This window comes from Salipiger bermudensis (assembly GCF_019801965.1).
Taxonomy (GTDB): domain Bacteria; phylum Pseudomonadota; class Alphaproteobacteria; order Rhodobacterales; family Rhodobacteraceae; genus Salipiger; species Salipiger bermudensis_A.
The window spans coordinates 1-24,965 of record NZ_JAHVIA010000003.1; the positions used below are offsets into that span (position 1 = coordinate 1).

The 24,965-nt window shown below is 60.5% G+C and carries 21 protein-coding genes, 1 tRNA gene and 1 pseudogene; 9 read left to right on the forward strand and 14 right to left on the reverse strand.

All coding sequences use genetic code 11. From position 1 onward, the window contains the following. Window positions 1-270: 270 nt before the first annotated feature. Window positions 271-516, reverse strand: a complete 246-nt coding sequence (locus tag KUV62_RS07010; RefSeq protein WP_222602982.1) for a hypothetical protein — start codon at window positions 514-516, stop codon at window positions 271-273. Window positions 517-594: 78 nt separating this feature from the next. Then, window positions 595-2,838 carry a hypothetical protein gene (locus KUV62_RS07015; protein ID WP_222602983.1) on the reverse strand — a complete coding sequence of 748 codons (2,244 nt, stop codon included), beginning with the start codon at window positions 2,836-2,838 and terminating at the stop codon, window positions 595-597. A gap of 392 nt (window positions 2,839-3,230) precedes the next feature. Between KUV62_RS07015 and KUV62_RS07020 the strand changes: the two genes are divergently transcribed. The 4 genes and pseudogenes from KUV62_RS07020 (at window position 3,231) to KUV62_RS07035 (ending at window position 6,576) form a co-directional block, all read left to right on the forward strand. Further along, on the forward strand, window positions 3,231-3,686 hold the full coding sequence (locus tag KUV62_RS07020) for a DUF2924 domain-containing protein (protein ID WP_222602984.1): 456 nt from the start codon (window positions 3,231-3,233) through the stop codon (window positions 3,684-3,686). Beyond that, window positions 3,683-5,006, forward strand: a pseudogene (locus KUV62_RS07025) (recombinase family protein). The gene KUV62_RS07020 and the pseudogene KUV62_RS07025 overlap by 4 nt, the downstream one beginning before the upstream one ends. Further along, a complete protein-coding gene (locus KUV62_RS07030) occupies window positions 5,003-5,407 on the forward strand; it encodes a hypothetical protein (protein ID WP_222602985.1) in 405 nt (134 codons plus the stop codon). Before KUV62_RS07025 ends, KUV62_RS07030 begins: the two are co-directional and overlap by 4 nt. 59 nt (window positions 5,408-5,466) lie before the next feature. Then, on the forward strand, window positions 5,467-6,576 hold the full coding sequence (locus tag KUV62_RS07035) for a DNA-methyltransferase (protein WP_222602986.1): 1,110 nt from the start codon (window positions 5,467-5,469) through the stop codon (window positions 6,574-6,576). A 92-nt stretch (window positions 6,577-6,668) separates the two neighbouring features. Here the strand turns inward: KUV62_RS07035 and KUV62_RS07040 are convergent, their stop codons facing one another. From KUV62_RS07040 to KUV62_RS07070, 7 genes are all read right to left on the reverse strand, one after another. Continuing rightward, entirely contained in the window at window positions 6,669-9,245 is a 2,577-nt protein-coding gene (locus KUV62_RS07040; RefSeq protein ID WP_222602987.1) for a sigma factor-like helix-turn-helix DNA-binding protein, read from the reverse strand. Further along, the gene (locus tag KUV62_RS07045) at window positions 9,242-9,622 is read right to left on the reverse strand and encodes a hypothetical protein (protein ID WP_222602988.1); all 381 of its coding nucleotides are present in this window, start codon (window positions 9,620-9,622) and stop codon (window positions 9,242-9,244) included. The genes KUV62_RS07040 and KUV62_RS07045 overlap by 4 nt, the downstream gene beginning before the upstream one ends. Continuing rightward, on the reverse strand, window positions 9,619-11,604 hold the full coding sequence (locus KUV62_RS07050) for an AAA family ATPase (protein ID WP_222602989.1): 1,986 nt from the start codon (window positions 11,602-11,604) through the stop codon (window positions 9,619-9,621). Before KUV62_RS07050 ends, KUV62_RS07045 begins: the two co-directional genes overlap by 4 nt. Further along, a complete protein-coding gene (locus tag KUV62_RS07055) occupies window positions 11,601-11,819 on the reverse strand; it encodes a hypothetical protein (protein ID WP_222602990.1) in 219 nt (72 codons plus the stop codon). Before KUV62_RS07055 ends, KUV62_RS07050 begins: the two co-directional genes overlap by 4 nt. Then, window positions 11,812-13,905, reverse strand: coding sequence for a DEAD/DEAH box helicase family protein (locus KUV62_RS07060; protein ID WP_222602991.1), 2,094 nt, complete (start codon window positions 13,903-13,905; stop codon window positions 11,812-11,814). Before KUV62_RS07060 ends, KUV62_RS07055 begins: the two co-directional genes overlap by 8 nt. A gap of 514 nt (window positions 13,906-14,419) precedes the next feature. Beyond that, window positions 14,420-14,509, reverse strand: a tRNA-Ser gene (locus tag KUV62_RS07065). Between the two features lie 111 nt (window positions 14,510-14,620). After that, on the reverse strand, window positions 14,621-16,267 hold the full coding sequence (locus KUV62_RS07070) for an electron transfer flavoprotein-ubiquinone oxidoreductase (RefSeq protein ID WP_222602992.1): 1,647 nt from the start codon (window positions 16,265-16,267) through the stop codon (window positions 14,621-14,623). A 292-nt stretch (window positions 16,268-16,559) separates the two neighbouring features. Between KUV62_RS07070 and greA the strand changes: the two genes are divergently transcribed. The 4 genes from greA (at window position 16,560) to KUV62_RS07090 (ending at window position 19,276) form a co-directional block, all read left to right on the forward strand. Beyond that, window positions 16,560-17,030 carry a transcription elongation factor GreA gene (gene greA / locus KUV62_RS07075; RefSeq protein ID WP_222602993.1) on the forward strand — a complete coding sequence of 157 codons (471 nt, stop codon included), beginning with the start codon at window positions 16,560-16,562 and terminating at the stop codon, window positions 17,028-17,030. Window positions 17,031-17,042: 12 nt separating this feature from the next. Continuing rightward, window positions 17,043-18,056, forward strand: a complete 1,014-nt coding sequence (locus KUV62_RS07080) for a hypothetical protein (RefSeq protein WP_222602994.1) — start codon at window positions 17,043-17,045, stop codon at window positions 18,054-18,056. Between the two features lie 192 nt (window positions 18,057-18,248). After that, window positions 18,249-18,953 carry an AzlC family ABC transporter permease gene (locus tag KUV62_RS07085; protein ID WP_222602995.1) on the forward strand — a complete coding sequence of 235 codons (705 nt, stop codon included), beginning with the start codon at window positions 18,249-18,251 and terminating at the stop codon, window positions 18,951-18,953. Beyond that, window positions 18,950-19,276 (forward strand): AzlD domain-containing protein, encoded by a 327-nt coding sequence (locus KUV62_RS07090; protein ID WP_222602996.1) that lies wholly within the window; start codon window positions 18,950-18,952, stop codon window positions 19,274-19,276. The genes KUV62_RS07085 and KUV62_RS07090 overlap by 4 nt, the downstream gene beginning before the upstream one ends. Window positions 19,277-19,300: 24 nt before the next feature. On the opposite strand, the gene KUV62_RS07095 is transcribed toward KUV62_RS07090, so the two are convergent. The 4 genes from KUV62_RS07095 to KUV62_RS07110 form a co-directional block, all read right to left on the reverse strand. Continuing rightward, window positions 19,301-19,930, reverse strand: coding sequence for a hypothetical protein (locus KUV62_RS07095; protein ID WP_222602997.1), 630 nt, complete (start codon window positions 19,928-19,930; stop codon window positions 19,301-19,303). Window positions 19,931-19,965: 35 nt separating this feature from the next. Next, a complete protein-coding gene (locus tag KUV62_RS07100) occupies window positions 19,966-20,100 on the reverse strand; it encodes an aa3-type cytochrome c oxidase subunit IV (protein WP_207075753.1) in 135 nt (44 codons plus the stop codon). Window positions 20,101-20,217: 117 nt separating this feature from the next. Continuing rightward, entirely contained in the window at window positions 20,218-21,246 is a 1,029-nt protein-coding gene (locus KUV62_RS07105; RefSeq protein WP_222602998.1) for an MBL fold metallo-hydrolase, read from the reverse strand. Window positions 21,247-21,249: 3 nt separating this feature from the next. After that, window positions 21,250-22,950, reverse strand: coding sequence for an acyl-CoA dehydrogenase (locus KUV62_RS07110; protein ID WP_222602999.1), 1,701 nt, complete (start codon window positions 22,948-22,950; stop codon window positions 21,250-21,252). A 121-nt stretch (window positions 22,951-23,071) separates the two neighbouring features. Between KUV62_RS07110 and KUV62_RS07115 the strand changes: the two genes are divergently transcribed. Further along, window positions 23,072-24,028, forward strand: coding sequence for an L-threonylcarbamoyladenylate synthase (locus KUV62_RS07115; protein ID WP_222603000.1), 957 nt, complete (start codon window positions 23,072-23,074; stop codon window positions 24,026-24,028). Window positions 24,029-24,270: 242 nt separating this feature from the next. Here the strand turns inward: KUV62_RS07115 and KUV62_RS07120 are convergent, their stop codons facing one another. Then, window positions 24,271-24,846: a YqgE/AlgH family protein gene (locus KUV62_RS07120; protein WP_222603001.1), complete on the reverse strand. Its 576-nt coding sequence runs from the start codon at window positions 24,844-24,846 to the stop codon at window positions 24,271-24,273. Window positions 24,847-24,965: the final 119 nt, after the last annotated feature.

Below are 24,965 nucleotides of genomic sequence, written 5' to 3' on the forward strand. Positions count from 1 at the left end.
GTGCTCCTTCAGGATGCCAATGATCTGCTCTTCGCTAAAACGGCTTTTCCGCATCGTCTGTCTCCTCGTTTGGAGAACAGGCTAACTTCAAACCGCGGACTTTTCAGGGGAGCAGGTCATCGTGGATGAATGCATGAGGTGATCACGGATCTCGTGCCACGCGAAGGACATCGGACGCCTGCCTTGCGGCCAGGCGTCCGGCGCCTTCTCGTGGCCAGGTCAGGACGTCGCGCGTCTCTGCGATTTCGGGGGGTTGGGTGAATGCGCGCGTCAGCGCGCGGGCGCGGTCGCGTTGTTCAGCGTGCCACAGCCGCGGCAGGTCGCCTGCACCGGGAAGCCCACGAGATACTCGTGCCCCCGCGCGAAGCGCAGGTGCATGCGGCCGTCACGGCAGACGCCGAGCAGCTTGTCACAGCGCGTGCAGCGCCATTCCGAATTGTGGGAGGTGGGCTTGGTCTTCGCGGCGCCGGACCAGCTCGTCGGGGCTGCCTGGCGCGGGGGGAAGGGAGTCGGCATGAAAAAGCTCCTCTATGTGGAGCCCTTCCAATAATCAGCGGTTTGTTAGACCGTCTTCCGTCGCATGTTAGACCGTTATTAGACGGGTTCCTCGACCGGGGCTTCGGCTACGTCTTCGGCTGGCTGTGCTTCAACGAGAAGGCGCCAGTATCCCCGTTTCGCGCCCGCGCCGATGTAGACGTCGCGGATGCTGTCCCAGGCTTCTTTCCGGAAGGCCTGCTGCGGACTGCGCGACCCAAGTCCGTCCATCAGCTGCTTGACCTGGACATCGGGGCTGCCAGCCTTCTCGGCCGCGACCAGTCGTTCGAAGATCGTGATCTGATCCGCACCCGTCAGCGCGAGCGATGTCTTGCCAGGAATGTGTAACGTCGCCGATTGCGTGCCCGATCGCAGGACCTGCGGTGTCGCACCACCCCGCGCCAGCGAACGATTGGTTCGGTAGGCGAGTTCGAGCGCATCTCGGGAGAGAAGAAGATCGTCTGTGCCGGTTGAGATGCAACCAGAAACGGGGACGACGAGGTTCGGCCCCAGGTATCCGGGACCTTCAGTGCTGGCCGACAGCACGATTCCGACGCCTGCCGCGTTGCGCGCGCGCATCAGCTGATCTAGGCGCGAAATCGTCTTGAGGTCGTGAAGGCGGCGGGCGAAGTAGATCGGAACATCGGCACCGTCGATCCGCATGGAGCCGAGCAGCGACAGGTCCGGATCCAGCACCTGCGCCGCGAGCTTGTTCAGCATCGGCTTCAAAAGCCCAACCACGGTTTCGTGCAGCCACTCGCGGTTGATCTCGTACATCTCGAGATCCGATGTTGGCCTCAGGCCCCCATCTTTTCCGAAGGCACCTTCAACACGCGACATGCCTTCGATGCCGGATGGCTTGACCTCGGCTTCTCGGCCCAGGTCATCATCGTCGATAAGCACAATGTCTTGGCGCCCCCGCCGGTCGAGAAGACCGCCTTGGATCATGCGGTCCGGATCGAGACCGAGCTCGCGCAGATACTCGCCGCTGACATCGTCCTCGGTCCGGTCGTGAAGCATGACCAGTTGCGGGAATATCCCGCGCAAGTCGGTGGGCTCGATCTGCTTGAAGGCGCTGAGAATGCCCCAGGCGTCGAGAAGCGCGAACCCGAGGTTGCGTTCATCCGGATCCTTGTTGCTCTGGAGCTTGCAGCTCTTCGAGCCGGAAATGGTGATGTTGAGCGTGCGTACCTTGTCGTCTCCGATGCGGTTGTAGGTGACGGCGATCCCCACGCGGCTGAAGCCATCGGCGCGGCGGAAGATGTTGTTGGGCTTCAGATATCGGTCGGCGACCTCCTCGATGTCGTCGTTGGCCGCCACCTTCAGAAGAAGCTTCCGGCTCCACGAGCCAAGGCGGATTTCAGCCTCGAGGACGCGCGCGTCCGTGATCTCGTAGCCAGAGATACGCGGCAGATCGAGCCGCAGCGAACTGCGGAAACGCGAAAGGTTGTAGCGCTTCCAGGTCAGCGGCTTCTGCGACACGTCGTGCCCCAGCGCCTCCTCGGCGAATGACCCGGCAACGCCCTGCCGCACGACCGGACTGTCCGCGCAGACCTCGATCTGACGGATGGCGGGCGTGTAGATGAGAGTGGCCTCGTTCGGCGGGCGATAATAGATCGTGCCCCGGCGCCCGTCGTCACGATGGTCATGGACGCTCGACAGCGGCCCGCCATGGCGAACGATCAGCATGATCGACGCTGGGTGCGCGGCAGTGGCGGGCAGATCCAGCGCCTTCACCGTGCAGGCGGTTTTAAGTTGCAGAACCGACGTGATCTTCGCGGCCAGTGCCGCTTCGTCGATCGACCCCGAATTGAGGTTGACCGCTTTTTCGAGTTCCACCTCGAAGGCATCGTAAAGCTTGCCATAGTCCCTGAATTTTCGGGCGAAGTGGAAACTCTCTGCATCCTCGAATGTCTGGCGGGCATTCAGAAATGCCCAGATGCTCTTGCAGAGCGGATCGGGTTGCCGATCGAACTCGAGCGTTTGCTCGACGTCGAGTTGTTGTTCGGTGATTGCCGTGAGAGAATCGATACCCTTGCCTTCGGCGAGCGCCAGGACGCGGCGTGATCTCTGCTCGGCGGGCCGCAATTCGTCTGCATCGAATTTCGACAGGATTTCCAACAGGCTCTGCCGAAACCCGTGAGCCAATTCCTCATCCGAGGGATCTGGCACATCTGTGGGCAGGCCGAAATCGGGCTCGTTGTCGCCCTCTCGCACCGCGAGGACAGCCCGGACGAGGTCAATGCGGGCATCCTCGATCAGGCTATGGATGTGCGGGCCAACCGGGGATGCCTTTCGTGCCATGAAACCACCTCAACGAATAACTTCTCTTGTTTGATTCAACTTCCGATAATTGTGGACAAAACCGCACCCTGCAAGACCCGATGTTCTTAACCTGTTCGCGTCGAGGAAGCTCATGTCGCTTTGATGTCCCGTCTCCATCGCCCGGATGGCTTTTGATCGGTAGCAACTCTACCGAACACGGCCGATCCCCGCATGAAACGCCCCAATCCACTGCCTCCCGCCCAGATGACGCCCGCCGAACGCCGCACCGAGCTGTGTGGCCTGCTCGCCCTCGGGCTGGTCCGCCTGATGCGGCGCAATCGGAGCGAACCTTCTGACGATACTGGAGAAATTCGCCTACACTATTGGGCCGACCAATGCCGTCATGCAACCCCGAACCCAACGGAGAAAACATGACGACTCACGACCCCATCCCCGCGCGCCTGGCCGCGCTGAAGACTACACCGACGCCTGACCTGAAAAAGCAGTGGCGCGATCTGTTCGACAGCGAACCGCCGCCGTTCAACCGGCGCTTTCTCGAAAGCCGTATCGCCTACCGCATCCAGGAACTCGCCTATGGCGGCTTGAAGCCCGAGACGATCCGGCGGCTGGAACGGCTGGGCGAAGAACTGGACGGCGGCGACAAGAAGAAGCGCGGAATGCGCCTCGACCGCGACCGCCCCATCACCGGCACGCGCCTCCTGCGCGAATGGCAGGGTGTCGAATACATCGTCACTGTCACAGCCGATGGCTTCGAATGGCAGGGGCGGCCTTACAAGTCGCTTTCTGCCATCGCGCGGGCCATCACCGGCACGCGCTGGAACGGCTGGGTCTTCTTCGGCCTCAAGAACCACAGGGGGCGGACATGAAGAAGCCGCCCGAAAAATCGAAGGTCGTCCGCAAGCTGCGCTGCGCGGTCTACACCCGGAAATCCTCCGAGGAAGGGTTGGAGCAGGAATTCAACAGCCTCCACGCCCAACGCGAGGCCTGCGAGGCGTACATTGCCAGCCAGCGTTCCGAGGGCTGGGTGCTGGTCCGCGATCAGTACGACGACGGCGGCATCTCCGGCGGCACGCTGGAACGGCCCGGACTGAAGCGGCTGCTTGAAGACATCGAGGACGGGCTGGTCGACGTGGTGGTGGTCTATAAGATCGACCGCCTTAGCCGCTCGCTCGCCGACTTCGCCAAGCTGGTCGAGGTGTTCGACCGGAACGGCGTGACGTTCGTCTCGGTCACGCAGTCGTTCAACACGACCACGTCCATGGGCCGTCTGACGCTGAACATCCTGCTGTCCTTCGCCCAGTTCGAGCGCGAGGTCACGGCCGAGCGCATCCCGCGACAAGGTCGCCGCCAGCCGGAAGAAGGGGATGTGGATGGGCGGGGTGCCGCCCTTCGGCTACCGGGTGGATAACCGCAAGCTGCTCGTCGACGAGGACACCGCCGCGCATGTGCGTTGGATCTTCACCCGCTTCATCGAAATCGGATCCTGCACGGTGCTGGCCAGCGAGGTCGGCGCGCGTGGCCTCGGCACGCCACGTGGCAACCGGATCGACAAGAAGTATCTGTACCGGATGCTGTCAAACCGCGCCTACCTTGGCGAGGCGGTCCACAAGGGCGACAGCTATCCTGGCGAACACGACGCGATCATCGACCGCGAGACTTGGGACAAGGTTCACGCCATCCTGCAGGAGAGCCCCCGCAAGAGGGCTGCCCGGACTCGCTCCAGCACGCCCGCGCTGCTGAAGGGGCTTCTCTTCGGTCCCGATGGCGCCGCGTTCTCGCCGACACACACCCGCAAGGGCGGCAAACTCTACCGCTACTACGTCAGCCAGACGGTGCTGAAGCACGGCGCCGGGGCATGTCCCATCGGCCGCGTGCCTGCCGGCGAGATCGAGGCCGCCGTCATCGACCAACTGCGTGCCGTCTTCCGCCAGCCCGAGATTATCGCGGGCACATGGAAGGCGGCGCGGCCGCAGGGCGACGGGATCACCGAGGCCGATGCCCGTGACGCGTTGACTCGTCTGGATCCGCTGTGGGATGAACTCTTCCACGCAGAACAGGCGCGTATCGCGTCGCTGCTGGTCGAACGGATCGACATCGACACCGATGGCCTCGATGTTCGCCTGCGCATCGACGGGTTGACCGAGCTCGCGTGCGAAATGCTGGCAGATCTCGGAGCATCAAAATGAACCGTGCGAAGCCAACGCCGGAAACGGTGACAGTGCGAATCCCATTCCGACTGGTAAAGCGCGGCGGGCGCAAGGAGATGCAGCTGCCCGAAGGCGCGCCCCAGCGGCGGCGGACCGACAGCACACTGGTCAAGGCGCTGGCCCGCGCCTTCCGGTGGAAACGAATGCTCGAAACAGGCGCGTTCGCGACAGTCGCCGAGTTGGCTGCGCATGAGGGGATTGCACCGTCCTACATGACCCGATTACTACGGATGACGCTGCTCGCGCCGGAAGTAGTTCAGACTATCCTCGACGGGCGGCAAGGGGCCGAAATGACACTGGCGCGGATTCTGGAACCATTTCCAATTGAGTGGGAATACCAGACACTTGACGGTGCCGTTGAGTGGTACTCTAGGTTTTGAGGTGGCTGGCGAATGAATTCGATAATATGGTAGGCGGAATACCAGAAAGGAAACTAGGAATGTCTGATTGGTTTGAAACACACACAGCGAGTATCGTGGCTGACCGACCAGTTGCGCATGATGCTTCTTTGCCCGTCTATTCCACCAAGCTTGGTGAAATGTATCTGGGGCAGTCCGAGGACGTTCTTTGCACCAAACCTGTAAAAAAATATGCAGGCCAGGTTCAACTTGTGATGACCTCACCGCCATTCCCGTTAAACACTAAGAAAGCCTACGGAAATCGAACGCAGGATGAATACGTTGAATGGTTCGCCGATTTTGCGCCGATTTTGCGCGATATGGTGACCGAAGACGGGTCGATTGTAATTGAAATCGGCAACGCGTGGATGCCTGGTCGTCCCGTAATGTCAGTTCACGTTATGAAGGCTTTTCTGAACTTTTTGGAAAAGGGTGATTTACATCTTTGCCAAGAATTCATTTGGTACAACCCTGCACGTCTTCCGTCACCTGTAGAATGGGTCAATAAAGAACGATCTAGAGTCAAAGATGCGTTCACACGCATTTGGTGGATGTCACCGAACGAGCGGCCGAAAGCCGACAATCGAAAAGTTCTGCGCGAATACAGTCCCAGCATGAAGCGATTGATCAAGTCTGGAAAGTACAACGCCGGGCCACGGCCCTCAGCTCACAATATTGGGGCAGAGAGCTTTAAGACCGACAACAAGGGGGCGATCCCGCCAAATGTTGGTGATGTTGACGGCATTCCGCCGATCGACGGAGTGATTTCGCAAGAACAGTTCGAACAAACCCTGCAACTTGTCTCTGAGTTTCAGGGAGCCACGAACCTAATAAGGGCTGCCAACACAGTATCAAGCGATGGCTATCGCAAATTTTGCCTCGATCAAGGAACTCAGGTTCACCCAGCGAGAATGCCAAGGAGTCTGGTGGACTTTTTTGTGCGGTTTCTTACCGACGAGGGCGACATGGTTCTCGACCCATTTGCGGGAAGCAACACCACCGGCGCGGTTGCCGAGGATCTCGGACGTAAATGGCTCGCAGTTGAGGCCGATTGGAAATACGCAGCGCACTCAATAGGCCGCTTTCCTCCAACTAGCCTCTTATCCACATGTCAGGGCATCACGTTCGAACCTCGCCGGAATGGGCGATAAATAAATTCTACTAAATAGGAAAGAATCAGCCATGCACAGAAGCGTCAATTCCGCGGGAAATTCGATATTGCCCAAAGCTTGCCGATAGTTATTTACTCATCAGCTTCATCGGCTTCATCAGACAAGTCTCGCTCCTTTATCTCCCAGATACCATCCCCAAGGTAACGCGTACCTGACGACGAAAGCGCATGCGACACAGTACTCTTGTCAATCTGCCGTTCAGTGATGAATTCTAGCCAGTCCTTAATGTCCGAAATTTTCATTGGCCCTGGAACCTGTTGCATCAGCCTGTCGAGCGCAGTTTTAAGTGTAACCCGCCTGGTGCCGCCCCATTCTTTCAAGTAGGCGAAGCGGCCAACACCGATTGCTATTCGATCATCTAATGCAGCAATACTAAAGATGGCCTCCGCGTCCACCAAAGGCGAGCAATCGATGTACTGCTTCAGCTCATCTAGATGTATCCCGGCGCCCTTTTTCCGAAGCGCGCTGAAAACCTTGTCGACGAGGGCTGGTTGTTGGTCTCGCTTCACTACAAGATCTCGGTCGTTTAGCCCCCAAAGACCTCGTCCCACCCGCAATACTGGGTCACGGTTCCATATCTGAAAGGTACTGTTTACTCCTCTGAATTCAGAAAGACGCTTGTTGACTTCACCCGTTGAAAGTGGGCCGCCGGCAGCTTCCAAAATCCCAATGACGGCATCTCTAAGGTCAACGCGATGTTGATCATCCGCTTCGGGAAGAGCCCAAACTAGTCGACCAAGGTACTTCAATGGCGACTTCATCTGTAGTGCAACATTAAGCCCGTATTTATCCATTCTTTCGCATAGAGCGCCATCTATTTCTTGTAACTCCGACACCAATTCGGAGGCATGCCATTGACGGCCATCGGCTTGGTCCGCCACGATATCGAATGCCATTTCCGCCACCTTCTCAATCTCGGCATCGGATAAAGGAACGTGTTTCCTGAGGCCGTAGGTTCCTCGGCCAAGAAGAACACCTACGTTAGCAACAGCGTTGCGAATTTGAGACTCACCGATATGCCTGCCCGAGATTTCGCTAACCATCTGGGCCACCTCGCTCGTGTGGAGCGGGTTTGGACTATCTTCTAAGGCAACTTGAACCAGTTGCTCTATGCCGCGCCCGTAGGCAGTAAGGGTCCGCGAGTCCTCAGATCCGGAAAAATGACAAAGGCGGGATGCCTCAGCCCAGAGAAGTGGCGTCAATTCTTTCCCTTGATCAGGAAAGAAGCATTCAACTGTCTGGCGGCATTCCCTCTCCGACCAATTAAGGTCGACCGCGCTCTCGAGCAGTTGCCGAGCTTCCCTTAGCTTTTCGTTCCAAGTTTCCTGGTCGACACGGGATACATAACCAACAGTGCCGACTTTCAAAACATGGAAACGCTTCTCGCAAATCGAGTCTATCAGATACGCAAGGACGTCTTGCTTACCGGAAGTGCCTCTAAACCAGTCATCCACGACCTCTAACCCGAAGAGAGGCAATGGTTCTTCCCGAGACTCTAAAATAGCGCTTAGCCGATGGCGCATCACATCATCCCAGAGCTCTTTTGTGATGATACGATCAAGTGTTCGCTTCTCAATTTGACGAATTCGTTCGCGTGTTATGCCGTAATCGCCGCCGAGATCCTCGAGTGTTCGTGGCGGTTCATTGAAACCCATTCGACCGAGGAGGACCTTGCGATCCCGGTCTTCGATTTCATTTAATGTTTTGAGAAGGTTTCCAATCAATCCGAGCGAGATAGCCGCGGATGATTCGCCAGTCTGGCCACGTACAACATCGTTTTCTCGCGTATGTCCCGACCCCCGGTCAAATAAGGCCATTGAGGCGTGTGTATCGATCGCTCCACGACGGAGGCCTTCAAGAAGAGCTTCAGCTAAGTGCTTTTTTGAATGGCGCCCAAAGTTTTTCAGGCGAAAAAGTTCCGCCTCTGAATAGTGGTCCAGGTCGGAGACGATCTTTATCCGGTTGTTGCTAAAAACGTTCCCTAGACGAACCGTCAGAGACAATCTTCCGACTTCAAGAGACCGGAGCCACGGCGGCGCACAGCGCACAATGTCCAACGGATCGTCTGGGTCCTGAATCAAAGAGTCAAAGCGAAACTGCCCCAACGAGGTTCGAATTGAATCCTGCAACTCTCCCTCTTTCTCGAGGTAGCTTTCTTCATCATAGATGCCCAACTGATTCAAGTTTCCCTCAATCTCGGGAGCCACTGACAAGAATTCAGACACCCATCCACGCGCAACGGGCACTTGATTAACGCCGCATGCCGTGTAATCGTTGCCTGAAAATCCTGTTTGAGATATTAAACGTACAGTTGGATCCTTAATACTGTATCCCCAGCCTTCAAGAGCGAGAAATATAGGCAAGTCATCCACTTCGGCGACTTTTGCTACTGAGCATTTGAAAGGCTGCGGCAGCACAAATTTGGCGCTCTGAGTCACGAGCATCCGCCCTTCGTTGTTGCTAGCAACTTCATTGAAAACGCGTGTCGGCGGGCGCCCGAAACCTACATGTATGACACCTGCAAGTGCTCCATCCGCCAGTAACCTGGTCCATTCCTCGTGAACCTCTTCCAGTTTCTGGGAGACAAAGATTTTCCATTCCGACCCTCGTTTTTGGGTCATTAAAAAGAGTCTGAGCGGAGAGTTCATTGGGCTGATGCTTCGTCCACGCTCTTCAGAAGGGCAGCAAAATCCAGCTGCCCCTGCGAGGCCTGTTCATACAGTTCACGAACGCCCCAATCCGCCAGGCGCTCGGCGACTCGATAGACTGAGGTAGTCGTTAGTTCATCTTCGTACAATGCCTCGATAGCGCTCCGTATCAACTGCCCCGGGTCAAGCGATCCCACGTTAAACAATGTCTTTCGCTTTCCGATCTCTGAGGGAACAATACCGGAAGCAACAGCAAAACTGATCGCGAATCGATAGCCGTCCAGTTTATCAGCAAAGATTTCTTGCTCTTTCATCTGATCAAGGAGATCGTCGGCGTGCTCGGAAAGACCGACCGTTGTGACTTCAGATTCAATCATAGTTTGGACCTTTCGATTTTCGTCTGTGTCTCTGAGACCTCGATCAGATCGTAAACCGCGCCGATACGGTCCTTAATGGACTCAAGATCTGTTTCTCGACGAATCTCGCCGCCATGAACGAACAAGACAAACTGAGTGGTCACCGACGGTAGGTAGCCCAAAATGTTGTTCCGGTGCTTAGGGTCGAGGCGGCCGAATGGAGTGTCCATCACCACTGGTCCCGCCGATCGGCCCGTCCTGTTGAGTCCATCTATTAATGATAGTGCGACGATCTGTTCAGCACCGGCGCTTCGCATCGAAACGGTGCGTCCATGGCTGTCGATAATACTCAGACCATAATTTTCGTTTATCTGGAGACCTTGATAAGCGCCCTGCGTCGTCATTTCGCGAAAAGCGTCGCTCGCCAGTTGCTCGACTTTGCCACGAAGCCGGTCACGGAGCTTTTCGATACTAGCTGAGAAAGCTCTTTCCAAATTGGAGGTTAGTGCAACTTTCTTGGTGGTCTTGTCGGCCCTCGCTGATGCCACTCCTTCAATTGCCTTTCTTGCGATCGCGAGGTCTTCCTTAACCTTCCGGATATTGGTCCTCACACTGTCAACATCGCTGTTCAGCTTTCCTTCTTCCTTAAGGAGATCCGCAATCCGCGACCGTTTTCGAGCAATTTCGGTTGCGTCCTGCTCATCGATTTTATCCTCAATGTCTTCAATCTCGTTCTCCGCTTTCTGAAGCTTGATCTGCGCGAGATTCACGTCCTTTTGGATCTGAAACAACCGCTGCCCCGCACCAGATCCACGAATTTTTTCCAGGTTGCCAAGTTGAGCTGATATTTCATTAAGTCGGGCGCTTACATCTTTCTGAGCCATAAGCCCGGCTTGCATTTCACCGAGTGTCGTCTTTAGAGTTTCGCGGATTTGGCCCGTAACCGGCTGCAGACACGTTGGACAGGAGTCAGTATCAATCAACTGTTGGAGACGATCAATGTCCGCTTCAAATCGGGAGGTTGTCTTTATTTCTCCAGTAACGCGAAGCTGCTCCTCCCGCAGTTTTCTCTTCTTTTCGCCCAGTCGTGCGTCGAGCATGTCCTTCCAAGCAGAGGCTAGTACTTCATGGCGCTCGGTGTACTTCCGAGCAATGGTGGATTGGCTTTCGTCGCGGTCAGCTCGAGCGGCGTCAAGTTTGGCCTTTAGCGCAAGAACCGTCGCAGCAGCCTCAATTTCGTCTTCCAGGTTTTCGCGTTCCTCGCGAACCCCAGAGATCGAGGCTTCAAGATATTTTTGATCAGCTTCAAAGGCCTCTAGCTTCTCGTTCAAAGCGTCGGTGCGCAATGCTTGTGCTTTCAGGCCCTGGATGTGAGCCAGTGCCTTGGTTTGGGCTCGCGAAGCATTCTTTAGAATGGTGCCGAGTTCATCACGTCCTCTGACTAGAGTCGGAACACCTAAAGCTTGCTCAATCGCGTCTTTGATCTGGCGCCCTTGTTCGCTTCCTTCGAACAGAAGCTCCTCATACTCCTGAAGCAGTTCACCGTCAAAAAGGAAGAATCGTGACGTCTGCTCGGGGGCAACTTGATCGAGTTCATAGGCCACTTGGTTGCCCGCGACGACAGAGCCATTTTTCTTCAGTAGTACTGAGGTCTGCAGGTCTTCCGAACGGAAAGGACGCACGACTGGGGAGCGGCGGTCCGCCGTCCGGCGAAGCTCGAAGACATCACCGTTAGCTTCGAATTCAACAAACACTTCGACGCGCCAGTTGTCCTCGAGCAATGCGTCCTTATTGACGATATCTATCAGAGGGATGAGGCGGGAATGCCTTCCCAACGCCTTTTCATAGAAGCCCCATCGAAGTGCGTTGAGAAGCGAGGTCTTCCCCCTCATATTGTCGCCAAAGACGAGCATCACATTTTGGGACCCGTCTTTAGGAAAATCAATAACAGCCTGGTCTTTGTAAGGCATGAAGTTCTTCATTGTCAGACGGATGAGCTTCATTTGAAAACCTCGGATTCGGCTGACAGTTTCTCAACTTCGGAGTCAATTAGTCTTTCCATCTCAGCCATCGGCAGCGAGCGGTCAGAAGTAAACTGATTGTTCTTTTGAACAAAGTAGCATGCACGAATAAGCTCTTCCGGCAAGTCTGGGGCAACCTCCAAGCGTTGTGCCAAAAGTACTTCGAGTGCAATGTCTGGTCCTGACCGTTCAGTCATCTTCTTCTACTCCGTCTCGAGCTGCAAGGTCGTCTATGTCGATGCCCATTTCCATGGCAATCGCCCTCAATTCCGCTCCAGCTGACTTGTTGATGGCACCATTAGCGAACTCAATAGCACGTATCAGTTCCCCACGGAGGAGGCCAAGTTGCTCGGGTTCAGACTCCGACCTCAATGGTCGCACGATTGCGTCATGAATCTGTGCCATGTTCTTACCAGGAGAAATCCGCAATACTCTTCCTCGTCGCTGAATGAATTGCCTTGGGTTTTGAGACGACGCTAAAATCAGTGCGTGGGAAACCTTGGGTATGTCTACTCCCTCGTCGAGGCACTTGATTGAAACCAGAATGCCGCCAAACTTGTGGAACCATTCCATCGTGGCCACTCGATCGCCAATCATGTTCGAGTGGTACTCGATAGTCTCAATTCCCGTCACCCGAAGCGCGTTTACAACATCGCCAAGTTGCTCACTGTCCTCGCAGTAGATCAGCCAACTCTGACCGTCGCGGTACTCCCGTTTGATTGTACGAACTGCAAGATCCACCTTCGCTGTCGCCTTCTTGGCAATCCTCGAACGTTGAATGAGCAGCATTTTTGCTCGTTCGCTTAGCAGCTTTTTTCCGTTGGCATCGGTGCTGCTTCTTGCGATTTCCTTTTTTATTCTATTTGTGAAATCAAGCCATTGGTCCGCTTCATCCGCGTTAAGGCTGATCGCGTGCGGGAAATACTGATAAGGCACCAAGCGACCGGCTTTCATGGCATCTCCAAGCGTGATTGGTGGAGGCACAACACCGCCGAAGTAGTCCATGAGCCTTTTTGTTCCCTCAGTATCGCCGTAGCGCCGTGGTGTCGCGCTCAGTCCAAGTCTTAGGCCCGCCGCTATCTTGAGCGCACGCGAATTAATGGGACTGCCTATTTGATGAACTTCGTCAACAACCAGCAGCAGTTCGTCGCTCTCAGCGACCCCTGCCAGAAAGAGATCAGTTGCAGCGGTGGGCATCATAGCCAATGTTACCCGTGGTCCTAATTCCAGATCTGCAGCTGTCATGCTCTTGAGCCTACCGTGCAACTTCCAACGGTTTTGACCATCACCAGCCAGCATCAAGGCCGCGTCTGGTATCTCATCGCTTATCTCTTCAGCCCACTGATGCAGCAGTAGCCTGCTCGGCACGAGAACAAGGGCAGGTTTGCCGGTCCTGACATGATCTCTGATTGCTACGATCGCTGTGAAGGTTTTGCCAGTTCCAGTTGCGTGCTCAAAGATGCCGCGGCAACCTTGCCTTCGCCAAGCCTCAAGTGCCTCGGTTTGGTGTGGCAGGGGTTGTCGGCGTGACGTCGAGGTGACTGGGACGCTTTCCATGATTTCTTCGATGCTATTAGCGGCGTATTTGCGTAGATAGATTTCGGCCGTCTCGGGGAACGCCGAGACCGTGACGCTAGGATCCTTCCCCGACCAGAGTGTCGCGAAATGGTTTCTATGTTTCTCGATCCGGATCCTATCGGAAGGCCCATCCCAATCGCAAAAAACTTCAATTGCTTCGAAGTTTCCTTCTGCGTGCCAGCCGCTCCATGTTTCATTTGTTGATCCACGGAAGCTTACGGTGTGACCAAAGCCATCTGTGAAAAGTCCAATCTTCTCATGATATATGCCATTTCCAGAAATCAGTTGAGCTAGCCTAACCTCTAGTGCCCCACAAGAAATAAGAGTTGCTAGGGCTTTGGCAGGAAAGGCTGTCGAGGGCTCAGCTAGCAATCGATCAAATTCTTCAATAACCGCTGAGGCCAAAACTTCGTCGCGACGCGCGTAACCGCCTGAAATACTTCTGACATCCTCCTCACTGAGGCTCGGCGAGCAGATCAGTTGAATTCGACCTCCGCGACGTGCGAACTCGAGAAGTGTCCGTCCAATGATCAGCAAAACAGAAGATCGAAAATAGCCGACAGCTCTTTGATATAGATCAGCATTTCGAAGGCATTTTTTGTAAAAAGTCTCGACCGGATCATTCTTTGTAGAGCGGTATTCAGTATCAAGGTCGAGTTTTGATAAATCCCCCCTAAAAGCAATCTCCGTTGCATTATTAGTCATTATTGCTCTTTGCATTTCTCGGCTTTGATACAAGCCCTTCTTGTTGGACGAACGTTTTGACTTCTACCCTCGGACCATCTCCAGCTTCGGTCAATCCCGGTTCTACTCATCGGCCGCGGTTGGAAGGATTCGATTGGTGCCATGGTATGGTTTTCGATTCATGAGGATGCACTTCGGGAGCCGGCGGGGCAAGCAATGAAACGGTTGCACGCTTTCAAGAGCCGATCGGGGATTTCTGCTGCCTTGGCCAGTGGTTCGATGTGTGTTCCATAAGCCGAAACGACTGACGTCGAAGTGGTCAGATCGGCAGGTCAAAAAACTGTGAACTTTCTGTGCCTTGCAAGCCATTCACCTAACCGACGCAGTCATGAGGTCCGGAGAATATAGGCCCTGAGAGACTGCATCCAGGCCTCCTGGCGCGGCGGCCAGTGCTCAGCCCCACCCGCATAACCCCCGAATACAACGGAAAAATCCGGCCGCAGCCGGATCGGGAGAACGCTTTCGCGCGGGCAAGTGGCGGAGAGGAAGGGATTCGAACCCTCGAGACGGTTTCCCGCCTACACACTTTCCAGGCGTGCGCCTTCGACCACTCGGCCACCTCTCCGCCGACCCCTTTAGCGGAACACCCAACCCCGTTGCAAGGGGCAAAACCCCGATAAGACAAAGCCCCGGACAATGTCCGGGGCTTTGCCACACGCGACGCGAGAAAGCGCCGTTACATGTTGGGATAATTCGGGCCGTCACCGCCCTGCGGCACCGTCCAGGTGATGTTCTGGGCCGGGTCCTTGATGTCGCAGGTCTTGCAGTGGACGCAGTTCTGGAAGTTGATCACGAAGCGCGGCTTGCCGTCATCCTCGACGAACTCGTAGACCCCGGCCGGGCAATAGCGCTGCGACGGGCCGGCGAAGCTGGTGTAGTCGACCGCGACCGGCACGTTCTCGTCCTTAAGGCGCAGGTGGCAGGGCTGGCTTTCCTCGTGGTTGGTGAACGAGAACGACACGTTGGTCAGGCGGTCGAAGCTCAGCTTGCCGTCGGGCTTGGGATAGTCGATCGGCTTGTGGTGGCTCGCCGGCTCGGTCGAGGCCGCATCGGTCTTGCCGTGGCCCATGGTGCCAAAGAACGAGAAGCCGAGCTGGTTGGTCCACATGTCGAGCCCGCCCATCGCGAGCGAGGCCGACATCCCCCATTTCGACCACATCGGCTTGACGTTGCGCACCTTCCACAGGTCCTTGCCGATGGCGCCCTCGCGGACCTCGGTCTCGTAGGCGCTCAGCTCGTCCGACGCGCGGCCCGCCTGCAGCGCCTCATAGGCTGCCTCGGCCGCCGCCTTGCCCGAGAGCATGGCATTGTGGTTGCCCTTGATGCGCGGCACGTTGACCATGCCCACCGAGCAGCCCAGCAGCGCCACGCCGGGCGCGACCATCTTCGGCATCGACTGGTAGCCGCCCTCCGAGATCGCCCGCGCGCCATAGGCCACGCGCTTGCCGCCCTCGAGCAGCGCCGCCACGTGCGGGTGATGCTTGAAGCGCTGGAATTCCATGTAGGGGAAGAGGTGCGGGTTCTTGTAGTTCAGGTGCACCACGAAGCCGACATACACCTGGTTGTTGTCGATGTGGTAGATGAAGGCACCGCCACCGGCATTGCCGCCCAGCGGCCAGCCCATGGTGTGCTCGACCCGGCCCTCCTTGTGCTTGGCGGGATCGATCTCCCAGATCTCCTTCATGCCGAGGCCGAATTTCTGCGGCTCCTTGCCCTCGGAGAGATTGTATTTCGCGATGACTTCCTTGGAGAGCGAGCCACGCACGCCCTCGGAGAGGAACACGTACTTGCCGTGCAGCTCCATGCCCGGCTCGTAGCCCGGGCCGGCGGTGCCGTCGGGGTTCTTGCCGAACTCGCCCGCGATCACGCCCTTCACTTCGCCATTGTCGCCATAGACCAGCTCCGAGCAGGACATGCCCGGGAAGATCTCGACCCCGAGTGCCTCGGCCTGCTCCGCCATCCAGCGGCAGACATTGGCCATCGAGACGATGTAATTGCCGTGGTTCGACATGAACGGCGGCATCGGCCAGTGCGGGATGGCCATTTTGCCGGCCTCGCCCAGCATGTAGAACTTGTCCTCGGTGACCGGCACCGAGACCGGGGCGCCCTTTTCCTTCCAGTCGGGGATCAGCGCGTCGAGCCCGCAGGGATCGAGCACCGCACCGGACAGGATATGCGCGCCAACCTCGGAGCCCTTCTCGAGCACCACGACCTCGAGATCGGCATCAAGCTGCTTCAGGCGGATCGCCGCGGACAGGCCAGACGGCCCTGCCCCGACGATCACCACATCATATTCCATCGACTCGCGCTCGATCTCGGACATGCCGACCCCTCCGCTGGCTGCGTTTGAAATTTTCTTGCGCACCGAGGTAGCGCGGCAGCGCAGCGAAGGTCAATCAAAACACCGCGTCGCAAGTATTCGGAGAGCCTATTGCCGCCGGGTTACAGCACCTATGTCGCAGTTGTCCTGTCACCAAGGGCCGCATCCGAGCGCCGGCGCGGCATGCAAAGCCTCGCCGGTTCTTGGCCTGCCCACTTGACTTGGGGGGCGTGAGACACGTTATGTGCCATACTCAGACTGGAATGCACGAACCGTACGTTCAGGAGCCCCCTCCTTGGAAAAGATACTGATCACCCGCGCGGGCTTTACCGCGCTCGAAACCGAATTGAAGACGCTCAAGAGCAAGGAGCGCCCCGCCGTGATCCAGGCGATCGCGGAAGCGCGCGAGCTCGGCGACCTGAAAGAGAATGCCGAATATCATTCGGCCCGCGAGAAGCAGGGCTTCATCGAAGGCCGGATCAAGGAGATCGAGGCGGTGATGAGCCTCGCCGAGGTGATCGACCCCACCAAGCTCAACGGCGCGGTGAAGTTCGGCGCCACCGTCACGGTCGTCGACGAGGATACCGACGAGGAAAAGACCTGGCAGATCGTCGGCGAGCACGAGGCCAATATTGACAAGGGCCTGCTCAACATCAAATCGCCCATCGCCCGTGCCCTGATCGGCAAGGATGAAGGCGACAGCGTCGAAGTGCGCACGCCCGGTGGCGAGAAGAGCTACGAGATCCTCAGCATCGAGTTCAAGTAAGGTCCGCGCCAGATGGCCGACAGCAAAGACAGCCGCTCCACCCCCCTGGGGATCTATGACCGGCCGCAGCCGCCCGGCATCACCGGCATCGAGATCACCGCGATTGCGCTCAGCCTCGCATGGCTGGCGCTTTCGGGCGTGTTCTTCCTGTATTTCGACGGCGAGGGTAGCGACGGGCTGCGCTTCCTGCTGGCGATGATGGTGATGTTCATGCCGGTGGCGATGATCTGGGTCGCGGCCACCGCGGCCCGGGCCAGCCGGGTCATGCGCGATGAGAGCGCGCGGCTGCAGGCGGCGATCGACGCGATTCGCACCAGCTATATCAGCCAGGCGCAGGCCGGGCGGAAGGAGGCGGGCGCCGGCTCGCTGGCCAAGAAGCTCGAAGAGATCGCCGCCTCCCAGCGCAAGGCGGAAACCACGCTGGCGCGCTTCGCGGTCTCTCAGGGCCCGTCCGGTCAGCCGGTCATGGCGCCCGCTCCGCAGCCCGAGACGGCGCCGGCCGGCGACGATCAGCCGAGGCTCTCGCTCGGCACCCCGGCAGAGGTCCTGCAGCCGCCGGTCTCCAACGGCGATTTCATCCGCGCGCTTAACTTCCCCGAAAGCGCCGAGGACGAGACCGGCTTCGCCGCCCTGCGCCGGGCGCTGAAGGACCGGCAGGCCGCGCAGCTGATCCAGGCGGCGCAGGACGTACTGACCCTGCTCAGCCAGGATGGCATCTACATGGACGACCTGCGCCCCGACATGGCCCGCCCCGAGCTCTGGCGCGCCTTCGCCGAGGGCACGCGGGGCCGCGAAATCGCCGCGCTCGGCGGCGTGCGCGACCGCTCGTCGCTGACCCTGACCCATGCGCGCATGAAGCAGGACCCGATCTTCCGCGACGCGGCGCATCACTTCCTGCGCCTGTTCGACAAGGGCGTGGCGCGCTTCGCGCCCGAGGCCAGCGATGCCGAGATCACCGAGCTGGCCAACACCCGCTCGTCGCGCGCCTTCATGCTGCTGGGCCGGGTCGCGGGCACGTTCGACTGAGCCCGGAAGCGACGCCGCGCCACTCGCAAACCCCACCATCCAATCACGCGTTGCGTCCGGCCCCGGCTCGCGGCCGGACGTCGCCCCTGCAGGCCCGCACAATCATGGGTGCGCTTGGGCAGACCCGCTGCAATTGCATCTCTTCCCGCGCTTCGTTAGGTCAGAACTGTTCCCCCATAACGGAGAGGCAGGATGGACACGGGCGACCTGCGGTCAAGCTACATCAAGGGTCTCCGTGACGGAGCGCCCTTCATTCTCGTGATCGCCCCCTTCGCCATGGTGTTCGGCGTGCTCTCGAAAAGCGCCGGGCTCAACGTGCTCGAGGCGCTGGCCTTCTCGGTCGCGGTGATCGCGGGGGCGGCGCAGTTCACCGCGCTGCAGCTGATGCAGGACCAGGCGCCTACGCTGGTGGTGCTGGCCTCGGCGCTGGCGGTCAACCTGCGCATGGCGATGTATTCCGCCTCGCTGACGCCCTATCTCGGCCACCTGCCGCTTTGGAAGCGCGGCGTGGTGGCGTATTTCCTCGTCGACCAGGCCTACGCGCTGGGGATCGTGAAATACGAGCGAGAGCCCGACATGACGAATGGCGAGCGCTTCGCCTATTTCATCGGGACGATCACCCCGATCTGCCCGCTCTGGTACGGCTTCACCGTGGTCGGCGCGCTGGTGGGAGCGCAGATCTCGCTCGAGAGCGGTCTCGATTTCGCCATGCCTATCGCCTTCCTGGCGCTGGTCGGTCCGGCGCTGCGCACTGGTGCCCACGGCGCGGCGGCGCTGGTGGCCTCGGTTTCGGCGCTGCTCTTCGCCTTCCTTCCCTATAATCTCGGCCTGCTGGTCGCGGCGCTGCTCGGCATGATGGCCGGCGCCGAGATCGAGCGCCGGAGCGAGGCGACATGATCGACCGTACCGAGCTTTGGATCGTCATCATCGGACTGGGGTTAGGCAGCTTCGGCCTGCGCTTCGTCTTCCTCGGACTGGTCGGAGATCGCCCGATCCCGGCCTGGCTGATGCGCCACCTGCGCTATACCGCGGTGTCGGTGCTGCCGGCGCTGATCATGCCGCTGATCGTCTGGCCCGCCGCCAATGACGGCCAGCCCGAGCCGGTGCGGCTGGCGGCCGCCGCGATCACGCTGGGGCTGGGGTTCTACTTCAAGAACCCGCTGCTCGCGATGGTCGTGGGTGGGGTGGTGCTGGTCTCCGGGATCTACCTGACCAGCTGACCGCCCGCGCGATGGCGGCTGGCCTTACTGGCTGGCCAGCTCTTCCGAATAGGCCGCGATCGCCAGGCGCTTGTCGTCGGCATCGTTCTCACGCACCACGCGATCCTCGATTCCCGGCATCCCGGCGAGCTGGTCGGCGAGGTTGTTCGGGAACCAGGTGGTGCTGACGGATTCGAAGCCCGGCAATTGCTGCAGAACGCTCGATGTCGCCACCGTGCAGCGCGACTGCGAGACGGCGCCATAATCCTGCACCAGCCGCAGCGCACGCTCCGCGACCTCGGGCGAGACCTCGACCTGCTGGATGCGCACCCGGTAGGTCTCGCGCGCATGGGCGCGTTCGTAGACCCGCTCGATCTCGGGAGTGATTCCGTAGAGCACGTCATCCGCCTCCACCAGCCAGTCGGCCCGCACCGAGCCGGCGGGATCGAAGATCACTCGCTGCGACGGCGCATTGATCATCATGCTCGAATGCGCCCCCGCATCGCTGCGGTTGTTGATCATGGTGTAGAGCGTGATCGAGGCCGGGCCGTCATGCCGATAGGCGGCGCGCGCGATCTCGGCCTCGGTGGCGTTGGGCGTGCGGGCGCTCGGCGTTGTGCATCCGGCAAGCGAAAGCGCCGCCAGACCGGCAAGAATGGCGGCTCTGAACGTCATCCGAACGTGCTCCTGAAAGGGAAAAGGTGGCGCCCTCAGGCGCCGAAGATCATCAGAATGACCAGGATCGCAAAGATCACGTAGAGCGTGCGAATGGTGAACTTGATGAAGCCGTGGAAAGTCTTTTCCTGCTCCGTGATATCCATGGTTCCCAGCTTGTGCTCAGCCATCTCCAGATCCGTCCCTGTGGCATTCCAGTTGTCGCTGTTTTGACTAGCGGATTTCCCGGGCCCTGTCACCTGCCCAAAAGCCGTAGCTTGCAGCTATCTTTTGCGCCTGCCTGCGGATCAGACCGCCTGCCAGAGCCACGCCCCATCCTCGCGCCGCTCGCGGGTGGCACGGCCCTGATGCCAGAGGTGAAGGCAATGCGCCATCGCCTCGACCAGCGCGAGGCCATATTCAGCACTGCCGATGCGGCGCTTGAACAGCACCGGGAAACACTCCCCCGCCGCCTTCGGCTCTTCCAGGTAACCGTGCAGCCGGTCGAGCGCCGAATGGTGGTTCTCGATCAGCTGTGCCATGCGGAACGGCAGCCCGGTGAAAGGCAGCTTGTGGCCCCCGAGCACCAGGTGCTCGCAGCGCGCCAGGTCCGAAAGCCGTTCGCAGGAGGCAAGCCACTCCGCCACCGGGTCGGCCTCGGGCTCGGTGGCGTAGACGCCGAGATTCGAGCTGATGGTCGAGAGGATCTGGTCGCCGGACAGAACGAGATTGTCATCGCGCGACCAAAGCGTCGCGTGCTCGGGCGCATGGCCGTCGCCGATATGCACGTCCCAGCTGCGCCCGCCGATCTCGAGCCGGTCGCCCTGCCCGATGCGGGTGAAGCCCACCGGCATCGGCCAGACGCAATCCGAGAAGTTGAACGGACGCTCGTTGACGCGCTGCGCCAGCATCTCCGCATCCATGCCGCAGCGGCGCCAGTAGTCGACCTCGGCCGTCGAGGGCCGATCCTGATCGTCGAGCGTCAGCATCCGCGCGTAGAGCCAGGCGGTGCGGGTGGTGAGAAGTTCGGCGCCGCGTTCCTGGAACCAGCCCGCAAGCCCGACGTGATCCGGGTGGTGATGGGTCACCAGCACCCGGCGCACCGGCTTGCCCCCGAGCGGCCCTGCCAACAGCCCCTCCCAGAGCGCGCGGCTGCGGGGCGAGGAAAAGCCGGTGTCGATCAGCGTCCAGCCGTCGCCGTCATCGAGCGCGTAGACATTGACGTGATCGAGCGCCATCGGCAGCGGCATCCGCATCCACAGCACGCCCTCCGCCACCTCGATGACCTCGCCATGATCGGGCGGCGTCTCGAACGGGTAGCGGATGCCGGTGGTCATGCGTCAGGCCGCGAGATCGTCGGGCGAGATCGCCATCAGCTCGGCATCGTCGGCGCGCACATGCGCCAGGAGGCCTGCGTGCTCGGGCAGCAGCCGGGTGATGTAGAACCGCGCCAGCTTGCCATGGGCGCCATCGGGATCAGCCATCGCCGCGCGCAGGTGGTAATGCCCGCCCAGCACCCGGGCAAAGGCCCTGAGGTAGGGCACCGCGGTGCCGAACCGCGCCGGCATCGCCTGCGCCACCAGCCACTCGGTGGTCTCGCGCAGGGTCTCGGCGGCCTCCCAGACCGCCCCGGCCAGCTCCGGCATGGTGCCCTTGGCGGCCTCGGCCTCGGCCTCGATCTCGTCGAGCAGCCGGGTCGCGGCCTCGCCGCCATCCATCAGCTTGCGGCCGACCATGTCCATCGCCTGGATGCCGTTGGTGCCCTCGTAGATCGCCGTCACGCGGACATCGCGATAGAACTGCGCCGCGCCGCTCTCCTCGACATAGCCCATGCCGCCATGCACCTGCACGCCCATCTCCGAGACCTCGCAGCCGATATCGGTGCCGAAGGCCTTGGCGATCGGGGTCAGGAAGGCGGCGCGCGCGGTCCACTCGGCCTCGCCGGTGGCGCGGCCCATGTCGATCGACACCGCGCAGTCGAGCGCGATGGCCCGGGCGGCGAGGATCTCGGCCTTCATCGTGGCCAGCATCCGGCGCACATCGGCATGGCCGATGATCGTGTCGTAGGGGTTCTTGCCCTGCTTGCGCTCGTTGGCGAAGGCCAGCGCGTGCTGGTAGGCGCCTTCCGCCGCCCCCACGCCCTGCCCGCCGACGCCGAGCCGGGCATTGTTCATCATGGTGAACATCGCTTTCATGCCGCCACCGGGCTCGCCCACGATCCAGCCCTTGGCGCCCTCGTAGGACATCACGCAGGTCGGGCTGCCATGCAGGCCCATCTTGTGTTCGAGGCTGACCACCTTGAGCGTGTTGGCCACGCCCGGGTTGCCATTCTCGTCGGGCAGGAACTTCGGAACCATGAACAGGCTGATCCCCTTGGTGCCCGGGGCCGCATCGGGCAGACGCGCCAGCACCAGGTGGCAGACATTCTCAACGAGGTCCGAGTCGCCCCACGAGATATAGATCTTCTGCCCGGTGATCGCATAGGTGCCGTCGCCGTTGGGCTCGGCCTTGGACGAGAGCGCACCCACGTCCGAGCCCGCCTGCGGCTCGGTCAGGTTCATCGTGCCCGACCACTCGCCCGAGATCAGCTTGGGCAGGTAGAGCGCCTTCATCTCGTCGGAGGCGTGATGCTCGAGCGCCTCGATCTGGCCCTGGGTCAGCAGCGGGTTGAGCTGCAGCGACAGGCAGGCGCCCGACATCATCTCGTTGACCGCGGTTGCCACGGTGAGCGGCAGGCCCATGCCGCCGAACTCGGGATCGGCGGTGATCGCCACCCAGCCGCCCTCGGCGATGGCCTTGTAGCCCTGGTCGAAGCCCTTCGAGCTGCGCACCACGCCGTTCTCCAGCACCGCCGGGTGCAGGTCGCCATTGCGCTGCAGCGGCGCCATGACCTCGTCGCACATCCGGCCCGCCTCGGTCAGCACCGCGCTCACCATGTCGGGGCTCGCCTCCGCGAAGCGCTCGGTCTCCTGCACGGCCTTGAAGCCGATGACCTTGTCGAGGAGGAAGCTGAATTCGGAAACAGGCGCGCGATATGGCATGGTCAGGGTCCAATCCCGGTTGGCAATGACACGGCGCTCGGATAGTCAGAGCGTCACATTCTTGCCCGGGAGCCTACCGGCCCCCGCGCCCCTGTCCAACCAAAACGCGGCGTCATACCTCATGAGCGAGATCGCAACCCAGCGCCTTCACGCCGACCCGGCGGGGCTCGCCCGCGGGGCCGAGATCCTCCGGTCCGGAGGCCTGCTCGCCTTCCCCACCGAGACGGTCTACGGGCTCGGCGGCGACGCCTGCAACGACCGCGCGGTGGCGCGGATCTACAAGGCCAAGGGACGGCCGTCCTTCAACCCGCTGATCGTGCACCTCGCCGATCTCGACGCGGTCAAGGCGCTGGTGGTCTGGTCCGATCTCGCCGAGGCCGCCGCCGAGGCCTTCTGGCCCGGCCCGCTCACCATGGTTCTGCCGCTGCGCGACGGCACCAAGGTGTCGAAGCTGGTGACCGCGGGGCTCGACTCGCTGGCGGTGCGGATGCCCGCCAACCCGGTGGCGCGCGCACTGCTGTCAGAGTTCGGCGGCCCGGTGGCGGCGCCCTCCGCCAACCGCTCGGGCCGCATCAGCCCGACGCGCGCCGAACACGTGCTCGACACGCTCGACGGCCGTATCGAAGGCGTGCTCGACGGCGGGCGCTGCGACGTGGGGCTCGAATCGACGATTCTCGGCCTCGCCGGCAAACCGACCCTGCTGCGCCCCGGCCGCATCGGCATCGACGCGCTCTCGCAGGTGCTCGGACGCCCGGTGATGGAGCGCAAGGACCGCGAGCAGATCTCGGCCCCCGGCCAGCTCTCCTCGCACTACGCCCCGCGCGCCCGGGTGCGGCTCAACGCCGCCGAGTGGGAAGCGGGCGAGGCCCGGCTCGGCTTCGGCCAGACCGAGGGCGATTGCGACCTCAACCTCTCGCCTTCGGGCGACCTGGTCGAGGCCGCGGCCAATCTCTTCGAATACCTGCACCGTCTCGATGCCGGCGGGGCCGAGACCATCGCGGTGATGCCGATCCCGCATGTCGGCCTCGGCATCGCGATCAACGACCGCCTGAGCCGCGCCGCCGCGCCGCGCGACTGAGGCCGCAAACCCGTCACCACGCCACCCGCTCCGGTCCCGCCATCAACTCCCGGCCGCCGGTTTCGGCCTGCCTCCGGCGGGGATATTTTTGGCCAGAAGAAGACAGGAGCGCTGCGCCCTCATCTTCTCTGGTTTCCAAATACCTCGGGGGAGTCCGCGCATCGCGCGGGCGGGGGCAGCGCCCCCAATGCCTCCCGTCGGGCATGCCCTGTTGTCAGAGAGTTCGGAGCCGCGCCGCGCCCTCAGGCCCGTCCGCCCTCGGCGGAGAGCAGGTGTGCCGAGACGCCCATCGAGTTCAGTGCCGCCTCCCATTTCGAGGCATCGGCGGTCTCGAAGACCAGCTCAGGCGTGGCATCGCAGACCAGCCAGCCATTCGCCGCCAACTCCTCCTCGAGCTGCCCCGGCCCCCAGCCGGCATAGCCCAGCATCGCCATCCAGCGCGCCGGGCCGTCGCCGCGGGCGATGGTCTCGAGCACGTCGAGCGTGCCGGTCATCGAGAAGCCGTCATTGACCTGCAGCGTGGTCAGCCCCGACATGTAGTCGGGCGAATGCAGCACGAAGCCGCGCCCCATTTCGACCGGGCCGCCGAAATGCACCTGCCGCGGCCCGAGCTCCGCCGAGGGGGTGATCGAGAGCTGTTCGAGCAGCGCCGCCATGCTGACATCCGCCGAAGGCTTGTTCACGATCAGCCCCATCGCGCCCTCCGCCGAATGGGCACAGAGATAGATCACCGAATGCTCGAATCGCGGATCGCCCATGCCGGGCATGGCGATGAGAATCTTCCCTGTGAGATCGGTGGGATCAGAGGCGCTGTCCATGAGAGAGGGCTTTCCGTGCAAGGTCTCCCTCTCAACATGGCCCCCGCCCCCCCGCGAGGCAAGGGAGGAGCTGCAACAGGTCGGGCCGGACACGGCAGGCTCGACTCAATGTGACTTGG